This is a genomic window from Kribbella sp. NPDC049174, assembly GCF_043197365.1.
Taxonomy (GTDB): domain Bacteria; phylum Actinomycetota; class Actinomycetes; order Propionibacteriales; family Kribbellaceae; genus Kribbella.
The window spans coordinates 178032-194723 of the sequence record NZ_JBICSZ010000010.1 but is presented as its reverse complement, the minus strand read 5'-3'; the positions used below and the strand labels follow the sequence as shown (position 1 = coordinate 194723).

At 68.9% G+C, this 16692-nt stretch carries 14 protein-coding genes; 12 read left to right on the top strand and 2 right to left on the bottom strand.

Translation table 11 applies throughout. The features are described from left to right. The first annotated feature begins 21 nt into the window (after nucleotides 1–21). The 6 genes from ACGFIF_RS36995 to ACGFIF_RS36970 all read left to right on the top strand — a co-directional run bounded on the left by ACGFIF_RS36995 (nucleotide 22) and on the right by ACGFIF_RS36970 (nucleotide 6331). The gene (locus ACGFIF_RS36995) at nucleotides 22–930 is read left to right on the top strand and encodes a zinc metalloprotease (RefSeq protein ID WP_393161098.1); all 909 of its coding nucleotides are present in this window, start codon (nucleotides 22–24) and stop codon (nucleotides 928–930) included. Between the two features lie 183 nt (nucleotides 931–1113). Further along, complete coding sequence (locus ACGFIF_RS36990; RefSeq protein WP_393161096.1) at nucleotides 1114–2103, top strand: LacI family DNA-binding transcriptional regulator; 990 nt, start codon at nucleotides 1114–1116, stop codon at nucleotides 2101–2103. A 37-nt stretch (nucleotides 2104–2140) separates the two neighbouring features. Beyond that, nucleotides 2141–3061, top strand: coding sequence for a carbohydrate ABC transporter permease (locus tag ACGFIF_RS36985; protein ID WP_393161093.1), 921 nt, complete (start codon nucleotides 2141–2143; stop codon nucleotides 3059–3061). Next, nucleotides 3058–3891 carry a carbohydrate ABC transporter permease gene (locus ACGFIF_RS36980; RefSeq protein ID WP_393161091.1) on the top strand — a complete coding sequence of 278 codons (834 nt, stop codon included), beginning with the start codon at nucleotides 3058–3060 and terminating at the stop codon, nucleotides 3889–3891. Before ACGFIF_RS36985 ends, ACGFIF_RS36980 begins: the two co-directional genes overlap by 4 nt. Before the next feature lie 8 nt (nucleotides 3892–3899). Beyond that, on the top strand, nucleotides 3900–5183 hold the full coding sequence (locus ACGFIF_RS36975) for an ABC transporter substrate-binding protein (protein ID WP_393161089.1): 1284 nt from the start codon (nucleotides 3900–3902) through the stop codon (nucleotides 5181–5183). Continuing rightward, complete coding sequence (locus tag ACGFIF_RS36970) at nucleotides 5183–6331, top strand: ADP-ribosylglycohydrolase family protein (protein WP_393161087.1); 1149 nt, start codon at nucleotides 5183–5185, stop codon at nucleotides 6329–6331. Before ACGFIF_RS36975 ends, ACGFIF_RS36970 begins: the two co-directional genes overlap by 1 nt. Nucleotides 6332–6334: 3 nt before the next feature. On the opposite strand, the gene ACGFIF_RS36965 is transcribed toward ACGFIF_RS36970, so the two are convergent. Both ACGFIF_RS36965 and ACGFIF_RS36960 read right to left on the bottom strand, forming a co-directional pair. Continuing rightward, nucleotides 6335–7192, bottom strand: coding sequence for a hypothetical protein (locus ACGFIF_RS36965; RefSeq protein ID WP_393161085.1), 858 nt, complete (start codon nucleotides 7190–7192; stop codon nucleotides 6335–6337). Nucleotides 7193–7204: 12 nt separating this feature from the next. Next, on the bottom strand, nucleotides 7205–8767 hold the full coding sequence (locus ACGFIF_RS36960) for an alkaline phosphatase D family protein (protein ID WP_393161083.1): 1563 nt from the start codon (nucleotides 8765–8767) through the stop codon (nucleotides 7205–7207). Between the two features lie 80 nt (nucleotides 8768–8847). Between ACGFIF_RS36960 and ACGFIF_RS36955 the strand changes: the two genes are divergently transcribed. Genes ACGFIF_RS36955 through ACGFIF_RS36930 form a run of 6 tightly spaced genes read left to right on the top strand, consistent with a single transcriptional unit; the run spans nucleotide 8848 to nucleotide 16647 of the window. Then, nucleotides 8848–10146, top strand: a complete 1299-nt coding sequence (locus ACGFIF_RS36955) for an ADP-ribosylglycohydrolase family protein (protein WP_393161081.1) — start codon at nucleotides 8848–8850, stop codon at nucleotides 10144–10146. After that, nucleotides 10136–11047: a ribokinase gene (locus ACGFIF_RS36950; protein WP_393161079.1), complete on the top strand. Its 912-nt coding sequence runs from the start codon at nucleotides 10136–10138 to the stop codon at nucleotides 11045–11047. Before ACGFIF_RS36955 ends, ACGFIF_RS36950 begins: the two co-directional genes overlap by 11 nt. Further along, complete coding sequence (locus ACGFIF_RS36945; RefSeq protein WP_393161077.1) at nucleotides 11044–13032, top strand: SUMF1/EgtB/PvdO family nonheme iron enzyme; 1989 nt, start codon at nucleotides 11044–11046, stop codon at nucleotides 13030–13032. The genes ACGFIF_RS36950 and ACGFIF_RS36945 overlap by 4 nt, the downstream gene beginning before the upstream one ends. Continuing rightward, on the top strand, nucleotides 13029–14216 hold the full coding sequence (locus ACGFIF_RS36940; RefSeq protein ID WP_393161075.1) for a CaiB/BaiF CoA transferase family protein: 1188 nt from the start codon (nucleotides 13029–13031) through the stop codon (nucleotides 14214–14216). The genes ACGFIF_RS36945 and ACGFIF_RS36940 overlap by 4 nt, the downstream gene beginning before the upstream one ends. After that, nucleotides 14217–15044: an HpcH/HpaI aldolase/citrate lyase family protein gene (locus tag ACGFIF_RS36935; RefSeq protein WP_393161073.1), complete on the top strand. Its 828-nt coding sequence runs from the start codon at nucleotides 14217–14219 to the stop codon at nucleotides 15042–15044. Nucleotides 15045–15054: 10 nt separating this feature from the next. Continuing rightward, a complete protein-coding gene (locus ACGFIF_RS36930) occupies nucleotides 15055–16647 on the top strand; it encodes a phytoene desaturase family protein (protein WP_393161071.1) in 1593 nt (530 codons plus the stop codon). The last annotated feature ends 45 nt before the right edge of the window (nucleotides 16648–16692 follow it).

Below are 16692 nucleotides of genomic sequence, written 5' to 3'. Positions count from 1 at the left end.
TCGCCGGAGGGGTGAGGCGTTATGCGGTGGAAGAAGTGGTTCGGAGTCGGCGCTGTCGTGCTGCTGCTGTGTTCGGGAACGACCGCGGCGCAGAGTCAGGCGATCTCGCCGGGTAACGAGTGGGTCGAGCCGTGCGCCGCGGTGGACGCGGGCACTCTCGCCAGAGGTGGACCGGTGCGGGAGCCGGATCTCGGACAGGTTCACCAGGACATGCCGGCCGCGGCGAAGGGGAAGGCCGGAAGCGGGTTCAGGACCACCGTGCCGGTGTACTTCCATGTGGTCACCGACGGGACGATCGGCGCGGTCACGACGGCCCAGATCAACGCGCAGATCACCGTGCTCAACACCACGTTCGCGGGCGGCGAAGGCGGCGACAACACCGGCTTCAGCTTCCGGCTGGCCGGGGTGACCCGGACCGACAACGCCGCGTGGTTCTACGCCAACCCCGGTGGTACCAACGAGCACAGCATGAAGAAGGCACTGCACACGGGTGGACCGGGAGCACTGAACTACTACTCGACGACCGCGGGTGCATACCTCGGCTGGGCGTACCTGCCCGACATCGTGACGAAGCCGGGGCAGGCCTATCTCGACGGTGTGGTCGTCGACTGGGAGTCCATGCTGGGTACGTCGACCACGTACGCCGGCCGCTACGACCAGGGTGAGACGGGCACGCACGAGGTCGGCCACTGGCTCAACCTCGAGCACACCTTCTACCGCGGGTGCAGCGCGCACGGCGACTTCGTCGACGACACCCCGGCGGAGAAGACACCAACATCTGGATGCCCGGCAGGCAAGGACACTTGTAAGGCACCCGGCGACGACCCGATCCACAACTACATGGACTACTCGTTCGACTCCTGCTACACCGAGTTCACGCCCGGCCAGTCACAGCGCATGGCCGACGCGTGGCTCCTCTATCGGGACTAGACAAGTACGGCGACCTGCCGCGGCACCCGTGATCGGAACGGATGCCGCGGCAGGCCTTCGCGTGCCCCGGTAACGGTCGGGTTTCAGGACGTGGTCGCCACCGGCCCGGTGTTGACGACCGCATGAGGGGCGACTTAATGTCTGACCTGTAAACGATTACAAGAACGATTACAGGAGGCGGGCGTGAGCCGTCCGACGATCGCTGGAGTGGCCCGGGCGGCCGGGGTCTCGGTGGCGTCGGTGTCACGCGTGCTGAACGGTCTGCCCGCCACCGAGGAGATGGTCGAGCGGGTGCAACGGGCGGTCGAGGAGCTCGGGTACGTGCCGGATTCGCGGGCCCGGTCGCTCAAGGTCGGCCGGACGTTCCAGCTCACGCTGGCGGTCGCGGACGTCGGCAACCCGGTGTACGTGACGATGATGCGGGCGGTCGAGGAGGTCGTCTCGGCGGCCGGCTACCGCCTGGTGGTGACGACGACCGGGCCGGACGTGGTGGACGAGGTCGCGCTGGTTCGGGGGATGGCGCGAGGGTACGCCGACGGTCTGGTGATCAGCCCGCTGCGTGTCGACGACGACCTGGTCAAGTCGATCCGCGAGTGCGAGGTCCCGGTGGTCGTCGCCGGTAACGTCCCCGCCAAGGCAGGCGTCGACACCGTCCGCGCGAACTCCCCGAAGGGCATCCTGCTGGCCGTCGAACACCTCACGGCCAAGGGGCGCCGGCAGATCGCTTTCGTCAACGGACCTGCGGACACGGTGCCTGGCACGGCGCGCGCCAAGGGCTTCGCGGATGCGATGAAGGAGTTCAAGCTGCGGTCGGCGGGCGAGATCGAGGCCGCCGACTTCACCTTCGCCGCCGGGCGGGAGGCCGGGAAGAAGCTGTTCAAGAGGAGTCGTCCCAATGCGGTGATCTGCGCGAACGATCTGCTGGCCGTCGGTGTGATGCATGAGCTCGCTGCCTACGGCCTCGAGGTGCCGAAGGACGTCGCGGTGGTCGGGATGGACGACAGTGAGTTGGCCGAGCAGAGCTTCCCGCCGTTGACGAGTGTGAATCTCGGGTCGGCCGAGCGAGGGCGGCGGGCCGCGGAGTTGCTGTTGGCAAGGATCGAGGACTCCACCCGCACCCCACGGCGGATCGTCGTACAGCCGACTCTGAGCGTGCGGAGGTCCACCCCATGACGGTGTCGAATCCACGCCTCCGGCGCCGGGAGGCCCCATGACCGCGACCCTCACGGCGCCGCCCGAGCAGAAGGCGCCGGTCGGCCGGCCGAAGCAGAATCGGGAAGCGATCTTTCTGTTTCTGCCCGCGCTGCTGCCGGTGCTGTTGCTCAGCGTCTATCCGCTGATCCGCGGTATCGCACTCGGTTTCACCGACGCCCGCGCGGGGCTGAACGTCGACACGAACTTCGTCGGCTTCGACAACTTCTCGAAGCTGCTGCAGAACGACCTGTTCTGGTCGTCGTTCCGGATCGGTGTGATCTGGACCTTGTCGGTCACGATCCTGCAGTTCGTCGCCGCCCTCGGCCTGGCACTCCTGCTCAACACGAACATCAAGTTCCGCGGCGTCGCCCGGACCCTGGCGCTGATCCCGTGGGCGATGCCGCCGGTGGTGGTCGCGATCATGTGGCGGCTGCTCCTGCACCCGACCAACGGCCCCGTCAACGAGGTCCTGCTGAGGCTGAACCTGACCGACCAGCCGATCAACTTCCTGGGCGACTTCAGTACGGCGTTGCCGGCAGTGATCGTGGTCGGCATCTGGGTCGGCATGCCGATGACCACGGTGACCCTGCTGGCCGGGATGCAAGGGATCGACCGGTCGCTGTACGAGGCGGCCGCGGTGGACGGTGCGAGCGCGTGGAGCCAGTTCTGGAACATTACGCTGCCGCAACTGAAGACCGTCATCGTGGCGATCACCAGCCTGGACATGATCTGGAACTTCAACTCGTTCGGCCTGGTCTACGTACTCACCGCCGGCGGTCCGGGCGGCAAGACGATGCTGCCGATGCTGTTCGCCTACAACGAGGCGTTCCGGTACGGGAACTTCGGGATGGCCGCCGCGATGGGTGACGTGATGGTCGTGATCATCATCGTGTTCCTCGCCTTCTACCTGCGGAACCGGCTGAGGAGCGAGGCATGAGAACCCGTCCGGTCGCCCGCGCGCTGCAGTACGTCGCCGTCGTCTGCTACCTGGTGTTCCTCGCCTTCCCGCTGCTGTGGCTGCTGTCCAGTTCGCTGAAGTCGCCGCGGGAGTTCGCCAGTATCACGCCGAGCCTGCTGCCGAAGGACGTCGACTTCACCAACTACAGCGACGCGTTGAGCGAGCAGGGTCTGGTCCGCGGCCTGATGAACAGCCTGCAGATCTCGATCGCGAGCACGATCCTGGTGCTGGTCGTGTCGCTGCCGGTGGCCTACGCGCTGGCCCGGTTCCGCAGCCGGCTGCGGCCGGTCACCAACGGCTGGATCCTGGTCAGCCAGGTGTTCCCGGTGATCCTGATCGTGATCCCGCTGTTCATGATCCTGCGGCCGTTGCACCTGACCAACACGATCCCCGGTGTGGTGATCGTCTACATGGTCTGGTCGATGCCGTTCGCGCTGTGGATGCTGCAGGGCTACGTGGCCGCCGTACCGCGGGAGCTGGAGGAGGCCGCGTCGGTGGACGGGGCGGGGCGGCTGCGGACCATCGTGTCGATCGTGATGCCGCTGCTGCGGCCCGGTCTGATCGCGACCGCGATGTTCACCTTCATCTCGGCGTGGAACGAGTTCTTCTTCGCTCTGGTCCTGTTGCAGGACCCGGAGCTCAAGACCTTGCCTCTCGTGCTCGCCCGCTTCGTCGGTGCGGAAGGTCAGGTTCAGTTCGGTCCGCTCGCCGCCGCCTCGGTGCTGGCGACGGTCCCCAGTCTCGTGTTCTTCGCCTTCCTGCAGCGCCGGCTGACGTCCGGCCTGTTGAGCGGCGCAGTCAAAGGTTAGGAGATGTGATGAAGAAGGTCATGACCGCGTTGCTCGCGGCAAGCGCCCTGGTGACGCTCGCGGCGTGCGGGGGCAACAGCGACGACAGCTCCGGTGACTCCGGATCGTCGAACGAGAAGGTGACGCTGAAGTTCCAGAGCCTCGCCTTCCAGAAGACGACCGTCGCCGCCACCAAGAAGATCGTCGCGGACTGGAACGCGGCCAATCCCAACATCCAGGTCGAGTACGTCCAGGGCAGCTGGGACTCGGTGCACGACCAGCTGGTCACCCAGTTCCAGGGTGGTACGGCGCCGGACATCATCCACGACGAGTCCGCCGACATCACCGGCTTCGCGAACCAGGGCTACCTCGCCGACCTGTCGCCGTACCTGAGTCAGGAGACCAAGGACGCCGTACCGCAGGGGGTGTGGGACTCGGTCTCCAGTGACGGCAAGGTGTGGGCGGCGCCGACGCTGCTGCAGTCGTACGTCGTGTTCGGCAACTCCGCGCTGCTCAAGCAGGCCGGGATCGCCACGACCGGTGACTCGCTGAGCTGGGATCAGCTGCAGGCGGATGCGAAGAAGCTCACCGCCGGTGGCAAGTTCGGCCTGGGCTGGGGTCTGAAGAGCCCGACCGCGACCGTGCTGAACCTGGGCATGAACTTCGACGCGCAGTTCTTCGAGGGCACCGGCCGGGACGCCAAGGCGAAGATCGGCGACCCCGAGCTCGAGGTGCCGAAGCGGATCCACGCGATGGCCTACACCGACAAGTCGATCGAGCCGACCTCGCTGACCCAGAGCGGTTCCGACGTCCTGCCCGGCTTCTTCGCCGGCAAGTACGCGATGATCGCCGGCGGCAACTACGCCGCCCAGCAGATGGTCGAGCAGGCGCCGAAGGGCTTCCAGTGGGAGGTGCTGCCGCCGCTGAAGGGCTCCAGCTCCAAGCAGGCCGCGAACCCGCAGACTCTGTCGGTACCGGCCGAGGGCAAGCACATCAAGCAGTCCGCGCAGTTCATCGACTACTTCATGAAGGCCGAGAACTTGGCCGCGGTCGGGCAGGGTGACTGGCTGATCCCGACCACCCAGGCGGCCCGGGACGCGATCCTGAAGTCGACGGGCGGCAAGAACGGCTGGGAGCAGACGCTGGCCGGTGCCGGCGAGCTGACCAAGGCGCCGTTCCAGAGTGTGGAGAACTACCCGAAGTGGAAGGACCAGATCGCGACGCCGGCGCTGCAGGAGTACCTGGCGAACAAGACCGATCTGGAGACGCTGGGCAAGAAACTGAGTGACGGATGGGGTCAGGTCAACAGCTGATGCCGGAAAGAAGCAGCACAGCACTGGAGGAGAAGGCAACCGGTGTCCTCGTCGGCTCCGCGGTCGGTGACGCGATCGGCGGTGCCGTCGAGGGCTGGACCCCGGAGGCGATCCGGGAGCGGCACGGCGGCTGGGTGACCGGCATCGTCGGTCCCTGGTACGACGACTGGCGCACCGCCCGGCCGATCGCGCCGTACCACAAGGGCGACGGGCACATCACCGACGACACCTTGATGACGCACGCACTGGTCGAGGTGTACGACGAGCGCCGGGCCCACCTGGACGCGTACGCGATCGCGGATCTGCTGGTGCCGAAGATGCTGAACGGGCGCCGCTGGGTGCCCGAGCTGGAGACCGAGGCGCTGCTGCTGCACCGGGTGTTCCTGGCCGAGAAGTGGCTGGTCACCCGGTTGCACTACGGGCATGTCGATCCGCGCGAGGCCGGCGTCGGCAACATCGTCAACTGCGGTGCGGCGATGTACATGGCGCCGGTCGGGATCGCCAACGCGGGCGACCCCGACGGTGCCTACGCCGAGGCGATCGACGTCGCCGGTGCCCATCAGTCGAGTTACGGGCGGGAGGCGGCCGGCGTGTTCGCGGCCGCCGTCGCCGCCGCGATGGTGCCGGGGGCAACGGCTGCCTCGGCGGTGGAGGCGGCACTGGCGCTGGCCAAGGACGGCACTCGGAGGGCCGTCGAGGCGGTGGCCGACGCGGCGGACGGGATCATCGACTGGGAACAGGCGATCCCGTTGCTGCGGAAGGCGATCGAGCCGTTCGACCTGGTCGGGCCGGACTACCGCGACCAGTCGCTCGACGCCCGCCGGCCGAGCCGGACCAAGTCGATCGAGGAGCTTCCGGTCGCGCTCGGGTTCGTCCTGGTGTCCGGTGGCGACGTACGACGTGCCGTCCTCGGCGGGACCAACTACGGCCGGGACGCGGACTCGATCGCGTCGATGGCCGGTGCGATCACCGGTGCGCTCAACGGTCTGGGCGGCGTACCGGCGGACTGGGCGGCGGACATCGCCGAGGCGAGCAAGACCAACCTGGAGCTGCCGGGGCGCGTGATGGCGTCGGTGGCGGAGGACATCCGTGCGGCTGACGCCGAGCGGTGGGCCCGGCGGTCGGCCGCGCTGGACGCACTGGTCTGAATGTCAGTTGCTGTACGCCGTGAGTTCGACGATGCGGGAGTACCCGTGATCGTTGGAGTCTTGTATGACAAGTCGCACTGCATTGCTTGTCACCGGTGTGAACGAGACAGACACGTGTCCTTGTGTGTTGCCGCGGACTTCGCTGACCGTGGTCCACTCGGAGCCGGAGCCGGAGCCGGAGCCGCTGGTGCCGGAGTCGGCGCGGATCTGGACGTCGAAGTCGCGGATGCCCATCACGGCCGCGGGGTAGCGGGTGGAGTCGAGGGTCTGGAGTTCGACCCGGCCGACCGTCGTGGGTTCGATGAAGTCGACGCCGTACGTGTCCGGGAAGACGCCTTTGGTGGCGTCGTGCCAGCCGCTGGCGCCCCACTGCTCGGAGTCGGCGTTGCCGTCGACACCGCCGCAGAGCCGCATGTTGCCGTGCGTGGACGAGGCGACGGCCTGCTCACCGAGCAGCAGGTTGTCGCCCGGCCCCTTCGGCGGCGCGAGCAAGATCGTGACCGGCGCGGTGAGCTGCTCGCGTCCGACCTGCAGCTCGACGCTGTACGTCGCCGGCGCGGTGCCGCGAGGGACCGTGACTTCGAGCGGTGCCTTCACCAGTTGGTCGACGGGCAGGTAGCTGGAGAACTGATGCCGGGACAGGGCCAGTTCCGGGTCGCCGCTGATGCGCATGTCGGCGACGGTCGCCTTCCGGCCGGTGTTGGTCATGCCGAGGGTGAGCTTGCCGGACGGGAAGCACGGCAGCGGCACCACCTCGACCGGTTGCGGGGTGGCGCTGATCTCGATCTTGTTGCTATGAGCAACTGCCAGCGAGGGGACGAGCAGGGCGAGCGGGACGGCGAGCAGGGCGGCGCGATTCATGGTCGATTCCGTTCAGGCCAGGTGGGTACCGGGACGGCCGTCCTCGACGACCAGGGTGGCTCGGGTGGACGCCGTACCGCCGGGAGTGGTGACGCGGTCGACGATGCGGAACTCCGACGTCCACCGGGTGTGGTCGAGGCGGCAGCTGAGGTAGCCGCGCTGGACGTTCTGGAACTTGACGTGCGGGTTCTCGGCGAGCAGTGCACGACCGGTGGCGTCCGCGTCGACACCGTCCTTGCCGGACGAGATCGACGTGGTGACGAACTCGGTGCCGACGGCCGGCGTCGAAGGGTCGGCGAAGTCGACCCGCAGATCGGAGGCGACGCTGCGATGCAGGTCTCCGGTCAGTACGACGAAGTTGCGCACCCCACGATCCCGGACACCGGACAGCACCCGGTCGCGAGAGGCGGCGTACCCGTTCCAGGTGTCCATCGGCAGCTCGAGCTCCGGACCGGTCTTGCGGTCGAGCTGGGCCATCGCGACCTGCTGGGCGACCACGTTCCACCGGCTGGGGGAGCGGCCGAGCGTGTCGAGCAGCCAACGTTCCTGCTCGGCGCCGGTGATCGTCCTCGACGGATCAACCGAAACCTCGTCCGGAGGCAGCCAACCACCGGTGCCGGTCTGATCGTCTCGGAACTGCCGTGTGTCCAGCACGCTCAGGTCGGCGGTCCGGCCGTAGCGGAGATGCCGGTGCAGGCGGATGGACGGTCCGTCGGCGGACTGGTCGAGGCGCAGCGGCATGTGTTCCCAGTACGCCCGGAAGCCGTTGGCACGTCGTACCAGGAACTCGTCGTGCGGCAGGCCGTCCTCGGAGATGTAATCGGCCCAGTTCCCCTCGACCTCGTGGTCGTCCAGTGTCACCACCCACGGCGCGGTCGCGTGCGCAGCCTGCAGATCGGGGTCGGTGCGGTGCAATGCGTACCGGGCGCGGTACTCGTCCAGCGTGAAGATCTCACCGGCGAAGTCGACCGGCACGGTCTGGTTGCGGACGCCGGCCGTCGGACCGACGCCGACCTCGTAGATGTAGTCGCCGAGGAACAGCACCACGTCGTGGTCCCGTTGGACGACGTCCTGGTACGCCGTGTAGTAGCCGTCGTAGAAGGCTTGGCACGACGCGACCGCCATCGTCACCGCGGGCTGGTCGGTCGGTGCGGGCGCGGTACGAGTACGTCCGACCGGACTGATCTGACCCTTGGCGCGGAAGCGGTAGAAGTAGTGCCGCCACGGGCGCAGACCGCGGACGTCGACGTGCACGGTGTGCGCGTACTCCGGCCGGGCATGGGCCGTGCCGCGTCGTACCACTCTGCGGAACGTCTCGTCCTCGGCGACCTCCCAGTCGACGTTCACCGTGCGGTCGTCCATCCCGCCGAACGGCTCCAGCGGGCCCGGTGCGAGGCGGGTCCAGATCACCACGGCGTCCGGCATCGGATCGCCGGAGGCGACGCCCAAGGTGAACATCGGCCGGTTGTCGGTGCGATGCGGTATTCCTACTGGATCGATCCCAGGAAGGTTGCCGGTGAGGGCGAGAGCGGCGGCGGCGCCGGTCGCGGTGAGGAAGCTGCGGCGGGTGGACATGTGACGGAGTATCAGGCGGTTGTGTCACGACGTTCCAGGGACGCGTTTCGCCTGCTGCAACAAGGGAAGGAAGGACCCGGATGAGACTGACCTGGGTGCAGCCGGAAGATCTGCTGCCGCATCAACTGATTCAATCCCGTTCCGAAGGTGTGGACGTCGCCGACGTCGAAGCGCGCTGGCTGGCAGCCGGCGGTACGACGGACGCCCCGGCCTCGGGTGCCACGGACGAGCCGGCCTCGCCGGAGCTGCGGTCGCTGGCCCGCGAGCTGATGGACGAACTGGACCGGCGGGCGACCGCATGGCAGGAACCGGCCATCCCGGACGTCCCGGTGCTCAAGCGCTCGGATGACATCGAGCAGCGGACGCTGAACGCGTGGTTGGGCCGGGCCGCCGGGAACCTGCTCGGGAAGCCGGTGGAGAAGATCCCGCGCGAGGGCATCCGGGAGATCCTCGAGACGTCGGGCCAGTGGCCGCTCACGCAGTACATCACCGCGATCGGCGTACCGGACGAGGTGCAGGAGCGGTGGCCGTGGAACCGGCGGTCGAAGCCGACCAGCCTGCGCGAGGTCATCAACGGGATGCCCGAGGACGACGACCTCAACTTCGCCATCCTGGCCCTGCAGTTGCTGGAGCGGCACGGCTCGGCGCTGACCACGGAGGACGTCGCGCAGGCGTGGTTGAACGACCTGCCGGCCGGCCGCGTGTTCACCGCCGAGCGTGTTGCCTACCGCAACCTTCTCGAGGGGGTCGAGCCGGCCCGGGCGGCTGTGGTCGGCAACCCGTTCCGCGAGTGGATCGGTGCGCAGATCCGCACTGACGCGTACGGCTGGGCGCATCCCGGCGACCGTACGGCGGCAGCCCGGCTCGCGCTGGTCGACGCACGGCTGAGTCACACCGGAGCTGGTGTCGACGGAGCCCTCTGGGTCGCTGCAATGTCAGCAGCGGCGCTGGTCCTGGACGACCCGCACGAAGTGGCCGTCGCCGGGCTCGAGGTCGTCGCCGCCGACGGCGCAATCGCACAAGCTGTCCGCTTCGGATTGGCCCTCGCCGATGTCGAGTTGGACGAAGCGCTCGACGCTCTACATGCGGAGTACGGCGACCTGCACTGGGTGCACGCGGTGAACAACACCGCCCTCACGGCGTACGCGCTGACGGCCCCCGACTTCGCCACCGCGGTCGGTCGTTCGGTGATGGGCGGGTGGGACACCGACTCGGCCGGAGCCACGGTCGGTGCGGTGTTTGGCGCAGTACGCGGGGTTCCGGCAGAGTGGTCTACACCACTGGACAACCGGGTGGCCACGAGCCTGCCGGGAATGAACCAGATCGCGATCGACGAGCTGGCAGCGAGGACTGTGGAGGTGGCACGGCGTGGAGCCTGATGTCGTCCCGGAAGTGGTCATTGTCGGTAGCGCGAACGTGGATCTGGTGCTTCCGGTCCAGCGCATCCCGCGCCCCGGCGAGACAGTGCTCTCGGGGGAGATGACCCGCGGCCCCGGTGGCAAGGGAGCGAACCAGGCGGTCGCGTCGGCCCGGGCAGGCGCACGTACTGCGTTCGTTGCCTCACTGGGCGTGGACGACGCCGGTGATCTCCTCCGCGACGCGCTGTCCGACTCCGGCGTGGACCTCTCCCTGGTCACGTCGAGCACCACTCCGACCGGTACGGCGATCATCACGGTCGACGACTCCGGGGAGAACTCGATCGTGGTCGCTCCGGGCGCGAACGGCGAGTTGACCCTGTCCGAGGACGCCGCCCGGGTTGTGGGCCGAGCGAAAATCGTTCTTTCCCAATTGGAGATCCCGTTCGCGACTGTCCAGGAGGCGGCCGCGACGAGCTCGTACTTCATCCTCAACGCCGCCCCGGCGGCCGAGCTGTCCGACGAGCTGCTCGCCGATGTCGACCTGCTGGTGGTCAACGAGACCGAGGCGGAGATGATCGGCGGTTCCGACCGGTCCGCGCTGCTCAAACGGGTGCCGGCCGCGGTCGTCACGCTCGGCGGCGCGGGCGCGGTGATCCTGACCCGCGGTGAGGATGAGATCGCAGTTCCGGGGGTACCGGTGGACGTGGTCGACACCACGGCGGCGGGCGACACGTTCTGCGGTGTGCTGGCGGCAACATTGTCTGCCGTGTCAGCTACCGACCCGATCACGCCAAGCGACCTGACGAATGCTGTCCGACGCGCTAACGTTGCTGCTTCATTGAGTGTTCAGGCCGCGGGGGCGATTCCCTCGGTGCCTCACGGGGATGCAATCGACGCGCGTTATGCGGAGGTGTACCTGTGAATCCGCTCGAGCCGCGGCCCATCGACCTGCCCGCCAGGGTCGATCTGGGGCTCCGGGCCGACCTGGCCTTCCTCGACGACGCCAAGGTCCTTGGCGCGCCGGAGGACCCGGCCGACCTGCCGCGGTGGCGCGGCAAGCTCGCCGAGTGGTTGATCGGCGCGTACGACCGGACGCCGTACGACGGCACCCACTACGAGGTCCCCGGTCGCGAATGGACCCAGACGGCGTACTCGGTGGCGCTCGTCTGGCTCTGGGACGACCAGCTCTACGACGTCGAGACCGGGCGGTTCACGCCGGACAAGTTCGTCCAGCACGGTGTCGACGACTTCGGCGGGTACGACGCGGTCGTGCTGTGGCATGCCTATCCGGTGATCGGCATCGACTCGCGCAACCAGTTCGACTTCTATCGCGACGTACCGAAGCTGCGGGAGTTGATCGACGACCTGCACCGGCTCGGGCTGAAGGTGTTCTTCGACTACAACCCCTGGGACGTCGGCACCCGCCGGGCCGCGCGCTCGGACGCGGAGGAGTTCGCCGCCCTCGTCATCGACTACGCCGTCGACGGTGTCTTCCTGGACACGCTGAAGGAGGGTGACCCGGCCCTCACCCGCGCGCTGCGCAGGGCGAATCCGGCCATCGCCCTCGAGGGCGAGTCACGGTTGCCGATGGCAAGGATCGGGGACCACGCGCTGTCCTGGGCGCAGTGGTTCGCCGACACCAAGGCGCCCGGCGTCCTGCGGGCACACCTGTTCGAGCGCCGGCACATGATGCATCACACCCGCCGCTGGAACCGCGACCACAGCGACGAGTTGCAGTCCGCCTGGGTGAACGGCGTCGGCATGCTCGTCTGGGAGTCGGTCTTCTCCGCGTGGGTCGGCTGGAACGCGCGGGACCGGGCGACGCTGCGCCGGATGGTCGCCGCCCAACGTGCCTTCGCGCCGGTGCTGATCAACGGCGACTGGATCCAGTTGACGCCGGAGGTCCCGGACAAGGCGCGGGAGCACGGCGTCTACGGTTCGCGCTGGGATCTGGCCGACATCACCTTCTGGACGCTGATCAACCGCGACGAGGAGGACTTCGAGGGCATCGTGCTGCGCTCGGAGGACCAGGTCGGCGACTGGTACGACGTGACGTCAGGCGTACCGATCACCGCCGACGACGACGGGGTCCACCTGGTCGTTCCGGGGCGTGGAGTGACCGGGATCGTCCGGGTCGGCGCCACCGCCGGACCTAGTTGCCGGGCCACGGCTCGGCGGCTGGGCACGCTGCCGCGTCCGCACCTGAAGGACTCCGCGTTCCCGATGTCACCGGCTCGACGGGTCGAGGTGCCGGCGGTGTCCGGTGACGCCGAGCTCGGCCCGGTGGTCGTCGTACCGGCGGGGGAGCAGGCGTTGACGGTCCGGCACCGGCGGCGCGAGACCGGGCTGTACGACCAGGCGCCGTACGTGGAGGAGTGGAAGCCGCTGCCGCCACGGCTGCACGACATCCAGACGGTCCGGCGCGAGGTGACCCTGCCAGGCATCTCCGTCGCGGTCGCCGAGGTGACGAACGCCGAGTTCGCCGAGTTCATCACGGCGACCGGCTACCGGCCCCGGATCGCGAACCGTTTCCTGAAGCACTGGGTGGACGGCGCTCCCGTTGCCGGGACCGAGGACCAGCCGGTGACGTACGTCGACCTGCCGGACGCGCGGGCCTATGCGGCCTGGCGCGGCGGGCGGTTGCCGACCGAGGACGAGTGGCAGGTCGCGGCCGGGCTGGACGGGTTCCGCCGGGCCGAGCCATTGGTGTGGAACCTGACCGAGAGCGAGCACCGGGACGGGCGCAGCCGGTTCTGCATCCTCAAGGGCGGCTCGCACTATGTTGCCGAGGGCTCCGACTGGTACTCCGACGGTGGGCCGAAGGAACCCGAGGTGAGCTTCAAGCTGGTGCTGACCGGTGGTGGTCTCGACCGTTCCGAGACCATCGGTTTCAGGTGTGCGGGATGAGGACTGCTCCACTCGACGGTGTGAAGGTGCTGGAGGCGGCGACGCTGTTCGCCGGACCGCTGGCGGCGACGTTCCTGGCCGATTTCGGGGCCGATGTCACCAAGATCGAGCACCCGGCCCGGCCCGACGCGGCCCGGACACACGGCGCCTCGAAGGACGGTGTCGGGCTGTGGTTCAAGACGCTCGGCCGGAACAAGCGGCTCGCGACGCTCGACCTGTCCCGCGGTCGCGACGTCTTCCTGGACCTGATCCGCTCGCAGGACGTGCTGGTGGAGAACTTCCGGCCCGGGACGCTCGAGCGCTGGGGCCTCGGTCCCGACGTGCTGCTCTCGGTCAACCCTCGGCTGGTGATCGCCCGGGTCACGGCCTTCGGTCAGGTCGGGCCGTGGTCAAGCCGGCCCGGGTTCGGGTCGCTGGCCGAGGCGATGAGTGGGTTCGCCGCCGTCACCGGTGAGCCGGATGGTCCGCCGACGCTGCCGCCGTTCGGGCTGGCTGACGGGATCACCGCGCTCGCGACGGCGTACGGCGTGATGGTCGCGCTGCGCGAGCGTGATCGGTCCGGCCAGGGCCAGGTGATCGACATGGCGATCATCGAACCGATCCTGATGATGCTCGGCGGCGGCATCACGGCGTACCAGCAGACCGGGTACGTCCAGCCGCGGCTGGGGAACCGGTCGTCGAACAACGCCCCGCGCAACGTCTACCGGACCGCGGACGGTCGCTGGGTCGCGGTGTCGACCAGCTCGCAGAGCATCGCCGAGCGGGTGATGGCTCTGGTGGGACGGCCGGAACTGGTCGAGGAGCCGTGGTTCCGGACCGGCCGGGAGCGGGCCGAGCATGCCGACGTACTGGACGACGCAGTCGGGTCGTGGATCGCGGAGCGGTCGCTGGACGACGTGATGACAGCGTTCGAGAAGGCGGAGGCCGCGGTCGGGCCGGTGCACGACATCCGCGGGATCATGACCGATCCGCAGTACGCCGCGCTGCAGACCATCGTCGCCGTGGACGACGAGGAGTTGGGGGGACCGGTGCAGATGCAGAACGTGTTGTTCCGGTTGTCGGAGTCGCCGGGATCGATCCGGTGGGCCGGACGGCCGCACGGCGCGAACACCGACGAGGTGCTCGCGGAGATCGGCGTCACCCCCGAGCAACTCGCGGCCCTGCGCGAAGCCGGCGTGGTCTAAGTGCTCACCGCTTTGTATGTCCCGGCCAACCGGCCGGATCGGTTCGCGAAAGCAGTTGCCGCCGGCCCCGATGTGGTCGTGTTCGATCTGGAGGACGCGGTCCCGGTCGACGACAAGGCGGACGCGCGCGGCTGGGCGGTGGCGTGGATCGCCGCCAACGCCGCGGGACCGGTGGAAGTCCGCGTGAACGCACCCGGTACGCCGTGGATCGAGGACGACCTGGCCGCGGTGGCCGCGGTGCCGCGGATCCGGATCCGGTTGCCGAAGGTGGAGAGCGCGGCGGACGTTCACGCCGTCCTGGAACAGGTGCCGTCGGCAAGGATCACGGCGGTCATCGAGTCGCCGCTGGGACTGGAGAAGGCGTTCGAGATCGCGACCGCGGATCCCCGCGTGGTGGCGATCGCGCTGGGGGAGGCCGACCTGGCCAGCTCCCTCGGTGTGGACGGGCCGCCAGGGCTGGCGTGGGCGCGCGGCCGGCTGGTGTCGGCGTCCCGGGCCGCCGGGCTGGGTGCACCGATGATGTCGGTGTATCCGCATGTCAACGATCTGGACGGACTGCGGCAGACGAGTCTGGAGGGCCGTGCGCTTGGTTTCGTCGGGCGTACGGCGATCCACCCGCGGCAGCTGGCGACGATTGTCGAGTGCTTCACGCCGACCGCCGTACAGCTGGCCGAAGCCGAGGCCCTGCTGACCGCGGTCGAGAAGGCCGGAGTGGCCGACGGCGGTGTGATCGTGCTGCCGGACGGCCGGATGGTCGACCCGGCCATGGTGGGGCGCGCCCGCGAGCTGACCACCCTGATGCGGGAGATCGAAGCCAGGCAGAGCTAAGGTCGTAGGCATGTTGCCGCGCAGTGTTGATGCCGTGGTGATCGGGTCGGGGCCGAACGGGCTGGTGAGCGCGATCGCTCTCGCCGACGCGGGCTGGGACGTAGTGGTGCTGGAGGCCGCCGAGACCTTCGGCGGTGCGGTCCGGTCGACCGAGAGTGACGGCTGGATCAGCGACCGTTTCAGTTCGAACTACCCACTCGGCGTGGCGTCACCGGTGCTCCGCGCGCTGGAACTGGAGAAGCACGGCCTCAAGTGGGCTCACGCTGAGCTGCCGCTCGTGCACCTGCTGGACGAGGAAGGCGGCGCAGTCGCGCTCCATCCGGACCCGGAGGACACCGCGAAGTCGATCGCGGCCGACCATCCCGAGGACGGCGACGCGTGGCTGCGGCTCTACCAGCAGTACGTCGCGATCCGCGAGCCGCTGCTGAAATCGCTGCTCACCTCGTGGCCACCGGTCGGACCGGGAATCAAGCTGGTCCGCAAGCTCGGGTCAGCCGGGGAGTTGCTGCGGTTCGCGCGGTTCATGGCGATGCCGATGCACCGGATGGGCAAGGAGTTGTTCAAGGGCCCGCGTGGTGGCGCCTTGCTCGCGGGTAACGCCCTGCACGCCGATGCGCCGTTGTTGGGCAGTGTCAGCGGCACGATGGGCTGGCTGCTAGCCATGCTGGCGCAGGACGTCGGCTATCCGGTGGCTGCCGGCGGATCGAGCTCGTTGTCCGGCGCGCTGGTCCGCCGGGCCGAACGCGCCGGTGCCTTGCTCAAGGCCGGTACGCCGGTCTCCGCGATCGAGGTCTCGTCCGGCCGCGTGACCGGCGTACGCACGGCTTCCGGGGAGACGGTGGTGGTCAACCGCGCCGTCATCGCGGACACGTCGGCGCCGGCGCTCTACGACTCGCTGTTGCCTGGTGCAACGATTCCGGCGGGACTGCGACGGGACCTGGACGAGCGGTTCGAGTGGGACTACCCGACGGTCAAGCTGAACTTCCGGCTGAGCGGGCCGATCCCGTGGCGATCGCCCGAGGCGCGGTCCGCCGGGGTCGTGCACCTGGCCGGAACCGCCGACGACCTCGTCCACCTCGGCGCCGACCTCGACACCGGCCGGCTGCCGTCGACACCGTTCCTGCTGATCGGGCAGACCACGAAGTCGGATCCGTCCCGCTCACCGGAGGGGACCGAGGCGGTCTGGGCCTACTCGCACCTGCCGCGCGGGATCGCCGACGACGAGTCGGCGGGGAAGCTGGCCGGCCGGATGGAGCGTGCGATCGAGCGGTTCGCCCCCGGGTTCAGCGACCTGATCATCGACCGGGACCTGCAACGTCCGAGCGCCTTCGAAGCCGGTAACGCGTCCCTAGGTCTGGGCGCCCTGGGCGGCGGCACCATGCAACTCCACCAGCAACTCGTCTTCCGCCCGACCATCGGCCTCGGCAGTCCGCGCACCTTCGTCGCCGGCCTCTACCTCGGCAGCTCCGCCATCCACCCCGGCGGCGGCGTCCACGGCGCCTGCGGCCACCTGGCCGCCCGAACCGCCCTCCGCGACGCCTCCGTCCTGGGCCCCCTCACACGCACCCTCCCCACCGCAACCCTCCGCCACCTCCAACGCTGACGGCCCGGCCCGCCGGCGGCAACTTGAGGGGGTCGCCGTTGGTGG